Annotated in this window: 15 protein-coding genes and 5 tRNA genes; 17 read left to right on the forward strand and 3 right to left on the reverse strand. The window is 28.7% G+C overall.

Going from position 1 to position 12,789, the window contains the following annotated elements:
• The first annotated feature begins 9 nt into the window (after positions 1-9).
• The 5 genes from ACTTAX_RS00815 to ACTTAX_RS00835 all read left to right on the forward strand — a co-directional run bounded on the left by ACTTAX_RS00815 (position 10) and on the right by ACTTAX_RS00835 (position 3,363).
• Positions 10-759 carry a competence/damage-inducible protein A gene (locus ACTTAX_RS00815; RefSeq protein WP_440692175.1) on the forward strand — a complete coding sequence of 250 codons (750 nt, stop codon included), beginning with the start codon at positions 10-12 and terminating at the stop codon, positions 757-759.
• The gene (locus ACTTAX_RS00820) at positions 759-1,160 is read left to right on the forward strand and encodes a gamma-glutamylcyclotransferase family protein (RefSeq protein ID WP_440692177.1); all 402 of its coding nucleotides are present in this window, start codon (positions 759-761) and stop codon (positions 1,158-1,160) included. Before ACTTAX_RS00815 ends, ACTTAX_RS00820 begins: the two co-directional genes overlap by 1 nt.
• Positions 1,161-1,165: 5 nt before the next feature.
• Positions 1,166-2,458, forward strand: coding sequence for an NAD(P)H-dependent oxidoreductase (locus ACTTAX_RS00825; protein WP_440692179.1), 1,293 nt, complete (start codon positions 1,166-1,168; stop codon positions 2,456-2,458).
• A gap of 44 nt (positions 2,459-2,502) precedes the next feature.
• Positions 2,503-2,588 (forward strand) — tRNA-Leu (locus tag ACTTAX_RS00830).
• Positions 2,589-2,592: 4 nt separating this feature from the next.
• Positions 2,593-3,363: an NAD kinase gene (locus ACTTAX_RS00835; RefSeq protein ID WP_440692181.1), complete on the forward strand. Its 771-nt coding sequence runs from the start codon at positions 2,593-2,595 to the stop codon at positions 3,361-3,363.
• Positions 3,364-3,516: 153 nt separating this feature from the next.
• Here ACTTAX_RS00835 and ACTTAX_RS00840 read toward each other — a convergent pair.
• Positions 3,517-3,592: transfer RNA gene (locus tag ACTTAX_RS00840), tRNA-Thr, on the reverse strand.
• 118 nt (positions 3,593-3,710) lie between these two features.
• On the opposite strand from ACTTAX_RS00840, the gene ACTTAX_RS00845 reads away from it, so the two are divergent.
• Entirely contained in the window at positions 3,711-4,928 is a 1,218-nt protein-coding gene (locus tag ACTTAX_RS00845; protein ID WP_440692183.1) for a class I SAM-dependent methyltransferase, read from the forward strand.
• Complete coding sequence (locus tag ACTTAX_RS00850) at positions 4,918-5,619, forward strand: phytanoyl-CoA dioxygenase family protein (protein WP_440692185.1); 702 nt, start codon at positions 4,918-4,920, stop codon at positions 5,617-5,619. Before ACTTAX_RS00845 ends, ACTTAX_RS00850 begins: the two co-directional genes overlap by 11 nt.
• Positions 5,620-5,634: 15 nt before the next feature.
• On the opposite strand, the gene ACTTAX_RS00855 is transcribed toward ACTTAX_RS00850, so the two are convergent.
• Entirely contained in the window at positions 5,635-7,458 is a 1,824-nt protein-coding gene (locus tag ACTTAX_RS00855; protein ID WP_440692187.1) for a carbamoyltransferase C-terminal domain-containing protein, read from the reverse strand.
• Positions 7,459-7,589: 131 nt separating this feature from the next.
• Entirely contained in the window at positions 7,590-8,333 is a 744-nt protein-coding gene (gene rlmB / locus ACTTAX_RS00860; RefSeq protein ID WP_440692189.1) for a 23S rRNA (guanosine(2251)-2'-O)-methyltransferase RlmB, read from the reverse strand.
• Positions 8,334-8,463: 130 nt separating this feature from the next.
• On the opposite strand from rlmB, the gene ACTTAX_RS00865 reads away from it, so the two are divergent.
• From ACTTAX_RS00865 to rplL, 10 genes are all read left to right on the forward strand, one after another.
• Positions 8,464-8,549: transfer RNA gene (locus tag ACTTAX_RS00865), tRNA-Tyr, on the forward strand.
• A 46-nt stretch (positions 8,550-8,595) separates the two neighbouring features.
• Positions 8,596-8,669, forward strand: a tRNA-Gly gene (locus ACTTAX_RS00870).
• Positions 8,670-8,714: 45 nt separating this feature from the next.
• The gene (gene tuf / locus ACTTAX_RS00875; RefSeq protein WP_440634544.1) at positions 8,715-9,905 is read left to right on the forward strand and encodes an elongation factor Tu; all 1,191 of its coding nucleotides are present in this window, start codon (positions 8,715-8,717) and stop codon (positions 9,903-9,905) included.
• Positions 9,906-9,915: 10 nt separating this feature from the next.
• Positions 9,916-9,991 (forward strand) — tRNA-Trp (locus ACTTAX_RS00880).
• Between the two features lie 17 nt (positions 9,992-10,008).
• On the forward strand, positions 10,009-10,200 hold the full coding sequence (gene secE / locus ACTTAX_RS00885; RefSeq protein ID WP_262589088.1) for a preprotein translocase subunit SecE: 192 nt from the start codon (positions 10,009-10,011) through the stop codon (positions 10,198-10,200).
• Positions 10,200-10,730, forward strand: coding sequence for a transcription termination/antitermination protein NusG (gene nusG, locus ACTTAX_RS00890; RefSeq protein WP_440680699.1), 531 nt, complete (start codon positions 10,200-10,202; stop codon positions 10,728-10,730). Before secE ends, nusG begins: the two co-directional genes overlap by 1 nt.
• Entirely contained in the window at positions 10,730-11,155 is a 426-nt protein-coding gene (rplK, locus tag ACTTAX_RS00895) for a 50S ribosomal protein L11 (RefSeq protein WP_440692191.1), read from the forward strand. Before nusG ends, rplK begins: the two co-directional genes overlap by 1 nt.
• Positions 11,155-11,844 carry a 50S ribosomal protein L1 gene (gene rplA / locus ACTTAX_RS00900; RefSeq protein WP_440692193.1) on the forward strand — a complete coding sequence of 230 codons (690 nt, stop codon included), beginning with the start codon at positions 11,155-11,157 and terminating at the stop codon, positions 11,842-11,844. The genes rplK and rplA overlap by 1 nt, the downstream gene beginning before the upstream one ends.
• Before the next feature lie 5 nt (positions 11,845-11,849).
• Complete coding sequence (gene rplJ, locus ACTTAX_RS00905) at positions 11,850-12,368, forward strand: 50S ribosomal protein L10 (RefSeq protein ID WP_428081222.1); 519 nt, start codon at positions 11,850-11,852, stop codon at positions 12,366-12,368.
• A 6-nt stretch (positions 12,369-12,374) separates the two neighbouring features.
• Entirely contained in the window at positions 12,375-12,740 is a 366-nt protein-coding gene (gene rplL, locus ACTTAX_RS00910; RefSeq protein ID WP_262589092.1) for a 50S ribosomal protein L7/L12, read from the forward strand.
• Positions 12,741-12,789 lie beyond the last annotated feature (49 nt).

Below are 12,789 nucleotides of genomic sequence, written 5' to 3' on the forward strand. Positions count from 1 at the left end.
ATATTTCATATGGATAAAAAAGCAAAATTTAAAGCTTCAATTTTAATTATTGGTAATGAAATTTTATCTGGAAGAACACAAGACACTAATACCTCAACATTAGCAACTTGGTTAAATTCTATAGGGGTAAAGGTTGAGGAGGTTAGAGTAATTCCCGATGTAGAAAATATTATAGTTGAAACACTAAATTTACTTAGATCAAAATATGATTATGTTTTTACAACTGGTGGTATTGGACCCACTCACGATGATATAACAGCTCAATCTGTTTCAAAAGCATTTGGAGTAAAATATGAAGTTCACAAAGAAGCTTTCAAAATTCTAGAAGAATATTATCAACCAGGAGAATTTAATGAGGGAAGACAGAAAATGGCTTGGATGCCTCAAAATGCAAATCTAATTTTAAATCCAACAAGCGGCGCTCCAGGATTTAATGTTGAAAATGTATATTCGTTACCAGGAGTTCCTTCTATATTAAAATCTATGTTAGGTGGATTAACAAATAATATAGTTGGTGGTGAACCAATCAAAAGCTTAACTATAAGTTTAAGAACGGTTGAAAGTGAAATAGCAAGTTCATTAACAAAAGTACAAAATAATAATTTAGATGTAGAGATTGGCAGTTATCCATTTTTTCATGCTGGTAAACTTGGTGTATCTATAGTTATTAGATCAGAAGATCAAAATAAAATTGATGATTGTAATTCGCAGATTTTAAAATTTGTAAATGAAAAAAAAATTGAGGTAGTTGAGCGCTAATGTTGTATTTTGCTTACGGTAGCAATCTTCATCATTTTCAAATGAAACGAAGATGTAAAGACAGTATTTTTTTAAAAAAAATAAACTTAAAAGATTTTAAATTAACATTTAGAAGCAAATATAGAGCAGCAGACATTGAGCCAAAAAAAAATTCCATCGTACCAGGTGGATTATTTGAAATTTCAAAAAGTGATGAAAAAAAGTTGGATGTTTATGAGGATTTTCCAATTTTATATAAAAAATACTATTTCTATTATTATGGAAAAAAAGTCATGACTTATACAATGGTTAAGAAATCTTCTTTTAAGTTTCCTACAGAAAGATATCTAAACATAGTTAAAAGAGGATATAAAGATTGCAAGTTAGATAAAAAATTTCTCACAAAAGCTTTACAATTTTAATTGAAATGTTTTTACACACAAAATTAAAGGATCAAAAAAATCCAATAAGAGTAGCTTTTGTTGGATGTGGAAAATTTGTAAGTATGTTTCTATCTCAATATTCTAACTTAAATAAAATTAAAATTGATAGCATAGTTGATCTGAATATTGATCAAGCAAAAAAAAATTGTTTAAAAAGTGGAGTAAGTAAAGAAGAGGTATCTAAAATTAATTTTTCAACTTCTCTTGATCAAATTATTGATAGAAATATTGAAATCTTTATTGAAGCAACAGGAAACCCTGTTGTGGGTACTGTCCATGCAATAAGGATTTTAAAAGAAAAGAAACATTTGATTTTAGTTAATGTAGAGGCAGATATCACATGTGGAAAATATTTATCAGATTTAGCTAAAGAAAATGGAGTTATTTGTTCGATGGCTTATGGTGACCAACCTTCGTTAATTATAGAACAAATTGAATGGGCTAGACTTAATGGTTTTGAAGTTATTTGTGCTGGAAAAGGAACAAAATACCATCCAAGTTTTGAATATTCCACACCCGATACAGTTTGGGGTCACTATGGTTTAACTAAACAGAGGGCAGAGAATGAGTCAGGAATGAATCCTAAAATGTTTAATAGTTTTTTATGCGGCGATAAATCTGCAATTGAAATGTGTGCAGTAAGCAATGCTGCAAATCTTAAATGTCCTTCTAACGGATTAACTTTTCCTCCAGTTGGGGTTTATGATATTGCAAAAAAATTAATACCAAAAAAAGATGGTGGATTAATTGATTTTGAAGGTCAAGTTGAAGTTATTTCAAGTATTGATTTAAATAAAAAAGATATTCCTAATGACTTGAGGTGGGGAGTATACATTGTCATTAAAGCTCAAAATGAATATGTAAAAAATTGTTTTAAAGATTATGGTATGGTTACAGACTCTTCTGGAAACTATTCAGCAATATGGAGACCTTATCATTATATTGGTTTAGAACTTGCTCAGTCTATATATTCTATATCACTTGATAACAGGGCAACAGGTTATACGAAGAAATATAATGCAGATGTTGCAAGTGTTGCAAAAAAAGACTTAAAAGTTGGAGAAAAGCTTGACGGAGAAGGAGGGTTTTGTGCAAGAGGTAAATTAATTACATCTGAAATTTCGAAAAATGAAAAGGTACTACCTCTTGGTTTAACCGATAATGCAATATTGAAAAAAAATATCAGTAAAGATGAAATAATAAAAATTAGTGATGTTGAGCTTAATTTACCAAAAGAGGTAATAGAAGCTAGAGATTACCAATACAATTTAATATAGTTGAGTTATAAATAATTGTGGATATAACAGTGAAATTGATTAATGCCCTCGTGGTGAAATTGGTAGACACAAAGGACTTAAAATCCTTGCCGCTTGCGGAGTGCCAGTTCGAGTCTGGCCGAGGGCACCATTAAATGAACAAACTACAAATTATTTCTGATAAAAATAAGAAATCCTTAAATATAAAAAATATTTTATTAAAAAAAATTAGTTCTAATAATTTTCAAAACAAAAATTTAACTATTGTTATTGGAGGTGATGGTTTTATGCTCCAAACTCTTAAAAGAAACAAAAATTCTAATAAATTTTTCTATGGGATTAACTCTGGAAACTACGGTTTTCTAATGAATAAATTTTCCTCAAAAGATATTATAAAAAACCTTTCTAAAGCAAATATGGTTTCAATTTCTCCCTTAGAAATGATTGTAAAAAATAAAAATAATCAAATCAAAAAATCTATAGCTATTAATGAAGTTTCTGTATTAAGACAGAGCAGACAAGCAGCTTCGTTATCAATTAAACAAGGTTCTAGGCAAATTATAAAAAAATTAGTTTCTGATGGAGTTTTGGTGTCCACACCTGCTGGAAGCACTGCTTATAATTTATCTGTACATGGACCTATTTTAAGTCTTCATTCAAAAAAATTATCTATATCTCCAATAAGTGCATTTAGACCAAGAAGATGGAAAGGTAAAATTGTAAATGATAAAACAAAAATCATTATTACAAATCTTAATCCTTCAAAAAGACCAATAAGTGCTGTAGCAGATAATTTAGAAGTAAGAAATGCTAAATCAATTACTGTAAAAACTAATAACAAAATTAAGTTTAATTTACTTTATGACAAAAGCAGAAGTTTGCAAAAAAAAATTAAAATTGAACAAATAAGAAAAGAAACAAGTTAGATTGAATGAATAAAATTAATCCAATTATCTTAGTTGTACTAATTTTAATTACAGGATTTTTTTGCATTTAAGATAATGTCTTTTTTTGGTTGCTATGTTCGTATTGAGAGTGTTGGTGAGTGTTGGAAATTAACAGCTTGGTAGATAAAATTATGGTGCCCCCGCACGGATTCGAACCGCGGACCTATTGATTACAAATCAATTGCTCTACCAACTGAGCTACAAGGGCGATAAAAATATTTATAAATCAAAAGCGATAATTTGCAATAAAAATAAAATGTTATCCTCGACGTTTTGATCATTAAAATATATCTATATATATTTTGAATTTTAAGTATAAATAATTTATGAAAGATAATATTCTGCTTAAAGTAAATAAGGTTTATAGCGAACAAAATCCTTCTAAGTATTTTAACAATACAAGTAAAAAAAATTTAAATATCCTTTTTAGAAATAGAAAAAATTTTTTAATTGAAAAATTAAAATTACCTACAAGACTTTTTAAAAATAGCGAGCTTTTAGATTTAGGTTGCGGAACAGGGCAAAATACAATTAGTTATGATTGGAATGGTGCAAAATGTACACTTGTTGAATATGATAAAAGTTCATCAATTCAAGCGAGAAATTTATTTAAAAAATATTCAAAAAATAGATTTAAAGTAATTAACAAAGACTTGTTTAAGTTTAAAACAAGCAAAAAGTTTGATTTTGTTGTTTCTAATGGAGTTGCACATCACACCTCTGATGTTGTTAAAAATATTAATTTAGCAATCAAATATCTTAAAAATGATGGTTTGTTTATACTAGGACTTGGTGAATCGAATGGTTTTTTTCAAAGAAATTTACAAAGATACATATTATATAGTTTAACATCAGATACCAATGAATTAATTAAACTATCTAAATTACTATTTAATGAAAATTTAAATAGAGCTAAAAAATTTGGAGGAAGATCAATAAAAGAAATTATATTTGATACTTACATTAATCCCAAGATTGAAACCTTATCCTTTAAAGAAGTAGAATCCCTTTTTAAAAAAAATGATTTATATTTATATAGTTCAGATGAGGATACCTTTGATTTAAAAAAGATCTATGGTTTTAACAAATTTTATTTTAGATTAAAGACAGGTTCAAAATTAGAAAATAAAAGTTTTCTATTTAATTCATTAGTAAATTTTTCATATAAAGGAAATAGTGACAAAATATTAAATAAAAATATTGATCTTTTAAACCAAATTTTAAAAATACAAGATAATATATCAAAAAAAATAAACAATCAATCAGTCAAAGGTTTTAAAAAAATAAAATTGAATAAAAATATTGAAATTTATGAAGAAAAAATAAATAAATTAGAAAAGATTGATGTAATTAATAAAAAAAATATTTTTCAATTTATTCTAGAGTTAAAAAATATTTTTAAAATTTTAAATTTAAAAGATAAAAAAACTAAAATTAAATTATTAAAAAAAACAATTAAAAAAAACAGTAGATTATTTAAAGGACATTGTGGTAAAGGAATGAATTACTTTGTTGGAATGAAGGTACAAAAATATGATACTTAGGTTAAAATATGATTACTATTCAAAAGGTTATGTGATTATTAGAAATGTGCTTAATAAAAAAGATCTTGATAAATGTAAGGACCAATTAATTTTAAGCTATAAAAAAATATTAAGAGAAAATATAAATTACAATAATATTCATGAATTGCTTACAAAATATGAAAAAAATAAAGAGTGGGATAAACTATACATAGCATTTAAAGATGCTTGCCAATCAAAGCCTTTTTTAAGAATGTCAAAAAAATTAGAGAATTTAACAAAAAATTTTTTTAACGTAAAAACTAAAACATTAACTTGCGCATATGCAATTGGGATTAAAAATTCAAAAAGAACTAGTTATGATTGGCATCAAGAGAAAACATATTATTCTAAAATTAGAAAAAAAACTTTTCACTATCAATTTCCCTTTTTTGAAAAATGTATAAAATTGAATGGAACTATGAGTGTTCTTGAAGGTAGTCATACGCTAGGTGAAATTTCTAATTATACTTACAATAGAAAATTTAAAAAAGGTGTCTATAGTTATATACCGAAAGATATTAAGTTAATGCAAAAGTACTTTAAAGAAAAATTTTTAAATATGAATATAGGCGATGTTTGTATTTTTCACGAAAATTTAATTCATAGATCAAACATTAATAAAACCAATAAAGTAAGATTTGCAGGTATTAATAGACAACAGGCTATATAAATCAAATTTATATAATTAATTAAATTTTTTTATAATTAGATAATTTTCTAAAATTAAACCATCTAAATCTGTCATTTCAAAAACTTTGACCGCATCCTTTTCATTATTTACTAAAGGATAGCCATGCAAATTAAAAGAAGTGTTAAGTAAAGCGTATATGCTCGTATTTTCTCCAAATTTTTTTATAAGGTTGTAATATTCTAAATTATCTTTTTTAGTTACAATTTGTGGTCTACATGTATTATCGTATGGATGAATTCCGGCTTTTAATTTTTCTACAAAATTTGATTTTGTTTTTACACAAGAGGTCATATATTTATAATTCTCAATATGTCCATTTAATTTAAAATATTTTTTAGAATATTTATCCAGAACAGATGCTGCGAAAGGCATCCAGAAATCTCTATTCTTTATTTTTTCATTTATTATTTTTTTTATGTTTACATTGGATGGATTTGCGATAATGGATCTATTTCCCAAAGCTCTTGCACCGAATTCAGATCTACCAGCACATCTAGCTAAAACTTTATTGTCCGCAAGCATTAGTGCTGCTTTTTCATTTATATTCTTTGTAACTATCTGATATTTTTTTTTATCAATTTTTTTAATAATATTTCTAACAAGCTCATTATTAATTTGATAACCCAAATAAGCATTTTTTAATGGTTTAGGTTGTTTGTTAAATTTTTTAAAATAATAAACATAGCATGCACCCATAGCTTGAGAGGAGTCGTCAGGTGAAGGAGGTATGTAAACATTTTTTATTTTTTTTTGCTCTGAAATTGTAAGATTATTTTTTACATTCATAGCAACACCACCAGCTAAGTTAATATTTTCAAATTTATATTTTTTTAAAATATTCTTAATCCATTTATTTATTAATTTTTCTGTATAATCTTGAAGCGCACCTGAAATAGCATCAAATCTTTTACCATCTAGTAATTCTTTTATATAAAAATAAAGATCAGGAATTTTTTTTTTATTATGGAATTTTAACCCCTTAACATCTTGTAGAGAAAAAAATAATTTTGTTGTTTCTTCAAAATATTGTTTTTTTGCATAAGGGGCTAATCCCATTACTTTATATTCGTGCTCATTAGGTTTTAATCCTAATATCAAAGTTATATATCTGTAAAGCCTTGCTATTATAAAATTACCACCTTTTACTATTTCTTTAGTTTGTATTTGTTTATTCTTTAAATAAAATTTTACAACTTTATAATTGATAAAATCTCCAAATGCGTCCAGACTTATACTAATAGTTTTTCTAATTCTACCCAATGCAAAAAAACTATAAAACACATGTCCTGTTGAATGGTCAATGAATTTTACTTTATTCTCACTAATTCCAAGATGAATACCAACAACTTCTTTGCGAATTTTTTTTCCAATTTCTATTAATTCTTTATTTGATGAGTGATCTGTTTTTTTGTTTAAAATTTGAATATTTTTTTCCCAATATTTTTTACCAGGATATTGATTAGTATCAATTCTATCTTTAAAAACTTTTAATTGTGAGATTTTTTTATTTTTATATAGTCTTGGGTACCATATTTTTTTTTGTTCATATATATAATCATCCACATTCATTTTTGTGTAGTGTCTTGTGAGAATATATGCTGGTGTCCATGCCTCTGATATAAAGCAAATAGCTGTAATATCTTTTTTAGAAATTCGAAAGTTTTTTAAAAGCCAGTTTATTGCGTTGTAGGGATATCTTTCATCATTTTTAATTCTGGTAAATCTTTCTTCACTAATACATCCTAAAATTTTTCCATCCACCATTAAAGCGGCTGTAGAATTTTGTTCCCAATTTATTCCAATATAAATTTCTTTCATTTGATAAAGTTTTATAATTTTATTAAAAATTTAGTATATATCATTATAAAATATATTATATTTGTAATTAAGACTTATAAGCAATTAATAATTTTTAACTAATATCTAAAAAATATTAGTATAGAAAACTTTCATTTTAATTTTGTTTGAAAGTGTAAATGATGAAATACAATAGCAGCACTATTTGATATGTTCAAACTTTCTATTTCTTTATTGATGTCAATTTTGACAAAAAAATCTACATATTTTCCAGTCTGGTGCCTCATTCCAAATCCCTCTGAACCAAAGAGCAAAATATTATTTCCTTCCCATTTAACATCCGTAAAATCTTTTTGACCTTTTGAATCAAAACCATAAACCCAAAAGTTTTTTTCTCTAAGATTTTTCAATGTTGAATTAATATTGGATACCTGAAATATATTAACATGCTCCATACATCCACTTGCTGATTTATACATTAATTTACTATCTCTAGGAAAATGTCGTTCTTTAATTATCAAACCATCAATATTAAAAGAAGCTGCACTTCTAATCAAAGAGCCTATATTTCTTGGATCAGTAACCTCATCTAAACAAACAAATGTTAAATTTTTTTTTTCTTTAATAAATTCTTTTAAATCTAGTGAATCAAGATGTTCAATTTCTGCAACATAACCATTATGCATTAATTGATCTTTTGATGAATATTTATCCAATTCTTTTTTTGATTTAAAATAAACTTTTAGGTCTTGTAGAAGATTTTTATTTGGGTTTTTTTTATGAATATTTTTTTTAGCGTCCTCTGTCAAAAATACTCTTAAAACCTTCCTATTTGGATTCCTTAAAGCTTCAATTACCGCATGTTGGCCCACTATAAAAAAAGATGATTTATTCATAAAATTATCAAGTATTTTACACGTTTTTAAGGAGATTTTCTTAATAAATCACGTGTTGCATTTGGATAAATAAAATATATAAAACGCCTGTTATTTGAAGTTTTATTGAACAAGGGGACACTTCCCCAAAGGAGGGGTTCCAGAGCGGTCAAATGGGGCGGGCTGTAAACCCGTTGACTTCGGTCTTCGAAAGTTCGAATCTTTCCCCCTCCACCATTCAATGAATTTTTGATTAACAATGGAGTGTTACTCTTGGGGTTGTGCGGGTGTAGTTCAATGGTAGAACGCTAGCCTTCCAAGCTGGATGTAAGGGTTCGATTCCCTTTACCCGCTCCAAGAAATTAAAGTAAGAAACAAAAAAAAAACTGAGGTTAAAAAGAAATGTCAAAAGAAAAATTCGTACGAAGTAAACCCCACTGTAACATTGGGACTATTGGTCATGTCGACCATGGTAAAACAACTCTTACTGCAGCTATAACAAATGTATTAGCTGAAGCTGGTGGTGGAACAGCTGTAGCATACGATCAAATCGATAAAGCTCCAGAGGAAAAAGAAAGAGGAATTACAATTTCAACAGCACACGTTGAATATGAAACTGAGAAAAGACACTATGCTCACGTAGACTGCCCTGGTCACGCTGACTATGTAAAAAATATGATTACTGGTGCTGCACAAATGGATGGAGCAATATTAGTTGTTAATGCTGCAGATGGACCAATGCCACAAACAAGAGAACATATTCTTTTAGGAAGACAAGTTGGTATTCCAGCAATTGTTGTTTACTTAAATAAAGTAGACCAAGTTGATGATAAAGATATGATTGAACTTGTAGAAGAAGAAATTAGAGAACTTTTAACTTCTTATAAATATCCTGGAGAAACAACTCCAATCGTTAAAGGTTCAGCTTTAGCAGCAGTTGAGAAAAGAGATGATGAAATTGGAAAAAATTCAATTTTAGAATTAATGAAAGCTGTTGACGAACATATCCCGCAACCAGCTAGAGAAGTTGACAAACCATTCTTGATGCCAGTTGAGGACGTATTTTCAATTTCAGGAAGAGGAACAGTTGCAACTGGAAGAGTAGAATCTGGTGTAATTAAAACTGGTGAGGAAGTTGAAATCGTTGGAATTAAAGAAACAAAAAAATCAGTTTGTACTGGAGTAGAAATGTTTAGAAAACTTTTAGACTCAGGTGAAGCTGGTGATAACGTAGGAATTTTATTGAGAGGTATTGAGAGAACTGACATTGAAAGAGGTCAAGTTCTTTGTAAGCCTGGATCAATAACTCCTCATACTAAATTTGAAGCTCAAGCCTATATTCTTAAAAAGGATGAGGGTGGAAGACACACTCCTTTCTTTACAAAATATAGACCGCAGTTTTATTTTAGAACAACAGACGTAACAGGAGAAGTAGAATTACCAGCAGGTACAGAAATGGTCATGCCTGGTGATGATGCTAAATTTACTGTTAAACTGATTACACCTATTGCAATGGCAGAAAAGTTAAATTTTGCTATTAGAGAAGGTGGTAGAACTGTTGGAGCAGGAGTAGTAACTAAAATTATAGAGTAACTCTATAAATAGGAGTGTAGCTCAATTGGTAGAGCGCCGGTCTCCAAAACCGGAGGCTGAGGGTTCGAGTCCCTCCGCTCCTGCCAATTTGAGCTTAAGAATTATGAAGAACCCGATTAAATTTATACAAGAAGTAAAACAAGAGGCTTTTAAAGTTACTTGGCCTACTTGGAAAGAAACATTGCAAGGTGCTTTAATGGTATTCGTTATGGCGGTTGTAATGTCTTTATTTTTTCTTTTATTAGATCAGGTTTTAAAATTTTTCCTAGAATTATTACTTAAGGTAAGTATTTAATGAAAAATTGGTACATTGTTCAATCACACTCCAGTTTTGAGAATAAAGTTGCTTCACTAATAAAAGAAGAGGCGGATAAGGCTAAAATAAGTGAAAAATTTGAGGAAATAATTGTACCCACTCATGATGTTACTGAGGTTAAAAGAGGTAAAAGAATTCAAAGAAAAAAAAAGTACTTCCCTGGATATGTTTTAATTAAAAGTGAAATGGATAACAATATTTACCATATGATTAAAAATATAAAGAGAGTTAGTGGATTTTTAGGAAGCAAAGGTATTCCTGTGCCAGTATCTGACAAGGAAGTAGAGAAAATTTTAGGTCAAATTAAAGACGGTGTTGCTCAGCCAAAATCTGGTATTGAGTATAGTGTTGGAGAAAAAATTCAGGTTGTTGATGGTCCATTTGCTTCATTTACAGGTATGATTGAGGAAATTGATGAAGAAAAAGCTAGACTTAAGGTGTCAGTTTCTATATTTGGTCGTCCAACACCTGTAGATTTAGAATATAATCAAGTTGAAAAGGTAAGTTAATGGCAAAAGAGATTAGTGGATTTATAAAATTACAAATTAAAGGTGGACAAGCAAACCCAGCTCCACCTGTTGGACCTGCATTAGGTCAACGTGGTGTAAACATCATGGAATTCTGTAAAGCCTTTAATGATAAAACGAAATCAATGGCGGGCAAACCTGTACCTGTTGAGATAACGGTTTATAAAGATAAAAAATTTGATTTTAAAATTAAATCTCCCCCAGCGTCTTTCTATATTAAAGAAGCAGTTAAACTAAAAGGTGGTTCAAAAGAGCCAGGTAGAAATATAGTTGCATCAATTTCAAAACAACAATTAGCAAATATTGCAAAAGAAAAAATGAACGATTTAAATGCACATGACATTGAAGAGGCAATTAAAATTATAGCAGGATCTGCAAGATCAATGGGAATTGAGGTAAAAGAATAATGGCATCAAAAAGATATAAAAAATTACCTGAAAATACTAAAGACTTAAACTCAGATACTATTGAGAATTTGTTATCTGAGTTAAAAAAAAATTGTACTACTAAGTTTGATGAGTCTTTAGACTTGAGTTTCCAAATAAATAACAAACAAAAAAAGAGTGAAGTAAATATTAGAACAGTAGTTAATTTACCAGGAGGAACAGGTAAAACAGTTAAGGTTGCAGTAGTTTGTGAAGATAATAAAGCACAAGAGGCCAAAGATGCTGGAGCAGATATTGTTGGTGGAGATGAATTTGTGGATAAAATTAAAGCTGGTGAATTAGACTTTGAAAAATTGATTTGTACACCAGGAATGATGATTAAACTTTCTAAATTAGGAAAAGTTTTAGGACCTAAAGGTTTAATGCCAAATCCTAAACTAGGTTCTGTATCAGAAAATATTAAAGAAGCAGTAACTAATGCTAAATCAGGTCAAGTTGAAATAAGAAATGATAAAGATGGAAATATTGGTGTAAGCATTGGAAAAAAATCTTTTTCTGATGATCAATTAATAAAAAACTATAATGCAATTATAGATGCGCTTGAAAAAGAAAAAACAAACAACACTTTAAAGGGTGATTTAATAAGAGGTGTATTTGCAACATCTACAATGGGTGTGTCTTATAAAGTTAAATTAGGGAAATCGATATAGTTATGATGAATAAAGAACAAAAGAAAAATTATATTGAAGAAATGACTTCTAAATTTGAGAGTAGTAAAGCTGTGATGGTTACACACTATCAAGGCTTAACAATGACTCAATTAGATGATTTAAGAGCAAAAATGAGAGAGCATGGTATCGTCTTTAAGATCACTAAAAACAGAATCACAAAATTAGCATTAGAAAAAACTAAGTGTAAAGATTTATCCAATCTTTTCACAGGTCCAACAGCGGTTGCATTTGGTGAAGATGCTATAATGTCTGCAAGGATCTTATCCAAATTTGCTAAAGATAATGAAAATCTCAAATTAATTGGCGGAATAATGGATGATGAGGTCCTGGATCAGGCCGGTGTCCAAAATGTTGCTAGTTTACCTACACTTGATGAAGCAAGAGCTAATATTGTAGGAATTTTAAACGCTCCAGCCTCAAAATTAATTAGTATTTTGCTTGCACATTCGGAAAAAATGAGTAGTTTGTCCGCAGAAAATTCTGAAACACAACCCAAAGAGTAGAAAAATATGCCTGACCTAAATAAAATTATTGAAGACTTATCAAGTTTGACTGTCGCTGAAGCAGCCGAACTTTCAAAACAGTTAGAAGAAAAATGGGGTGTAACTCCAATGGCAGCAGCAGCTCCAGCAGCAGCAGGTGGTGCAGCTCCAGCAGAAGAAAAAGATGATTTCACTATCATGTTAGTTTCTGCAGGTGATAAAAAAATTAATGTTATCAAAGAAGTAAGAGCAGCTACTTCATTAGGTTTAAAAGAAGCAAAAGATCTTGTAGAGGGAGCACCAAAAGAAGTTAAATCTGGTGTTAACAAAAAAGATGCCGAAGAGATCAAAGCTAAGTTAGAAGCTGCTGGCGCAAAAGTAGAACTTAAATAAATTAATTAGAAAGAATTCAAATACTGATTATTTTTAATCAGTATTAATA

Source organism: Candidatus Pelagibacter sp. HIMB1695, assembly GCF_052047655.1.
GTDB lineage: Bacteria > Pseudomonadota > Alphaproteobacteria > Pelagibacterales > Pelagibacteraceae > Pelagibacter.

What these genes read in the sequence shown, in the direction of transcription:
- tuf (WP_440634544.1), top strand. Translation starts at nt 8,715, where the DNA reads ATGTCAAAAGAAAAATTCGTACGAAGTAAACCCCACTGTAACATTGGG.
- ACTTAX_RS00825 (WP_440692179.1), top strand. Translation starts at nt 1,166, where the DNA reads ATGTTTTTACACACAAAATTAAAGGATCAAAAAAATCCAATAAGAGTA.
- nusG (WP_440680699.1), top strand. Translation starts at nt 10,200, where the DNA reads ATGAAAAATTGGTACATTGTTCAATCACACTCCAGTTTTGAGAATAAA.
- rlmB (WP_440692189.1), bottom strand. Translation starts at nt 8,333, where the DNA reads ATGAATAAATCATCTTTTTTTATAGTGGGCCAACATGCGGTAATTGAA.
- rplJ (WP_428081222.1), top strand. Translation starts at nt 11,850, where the DNA reads ATGAATAAAGAACAAAAGAAAAATTATATTGAAGAAATGACTTCTAAA.
- rplL (WP_262589092.1), top strand. Translation starts at nt 12,375, where the DNA reads ATGCCTGACCTAAATAAAATTATTGAAGACTTATCAAGTTTGACTGTC.
- secE (WP_262589088.1), top strand. Translation starts at nt 10,009, where the DNA reads ATGAAGAACCCGATTAAATTTATACAAGAAGTAAAACAAGAGGCTTTT.
- ACTTAX_RS00845 (WP_440692183.1), top strand. Translation starts at nt 3,711, where the DNA reads ATGAAAGATAATATTCTGCTTAAAGTAAATAAGGTTTATAGCGAACAA.
- rplA (WP_440692193.1), top strand. Translation starts at nt 11,155, where the DNA reads ATGGCATCAAAAAGATATAAAAAATTACCTGAAAATACTAAAGACTTA.
- ACTTAX_RS00855 (WP_440692187.1), bottom strand. Translation starts at nt 7,458, where the DNA reads ATGAAAGAAATTTATATTGGAATAAATTGGGAACAAAATTCTACAGCC.
- rplK (WP_440692191.1), top strand. Translation starts at nt 10,730, where the DNA reads ATGGCAAAAGAGATTAGTGGATTTATAAAATTACAAATTAAAGGTGGA.
- ACTTAX_RS00850 (WP_440692185.1), top strand. Translation starts at nt 4,918, where the DNA reads ATGATACTTAGGTTAAAATATGATTACTATTCAAAAGGTTATGTGATT.
- ACTTAX_RS00820 (WP_440692177.1), top strand. Translation starts at nt 759, where the DNA reads ATGTTGTATTTTGCTTACGGTAGCAATCTTCATCATTTTCAAATGAAA.
- ACTTAX_RS00815 (WP_440692175.1), top strand. Translation starts at nt 10, where the DNA reads ATGGATAAAAAAGCAAAATTTAAAGCTTCAATTTTAATTATTGGTAAT.
- ACTTAX_RS00835 (WP_440692181.1), top strand. Translation starts at nt 2,593, where the DNA reads ATGAACAAACTACAAATTATTTCTGATAAAAATAAGAAATCCTTAAAT.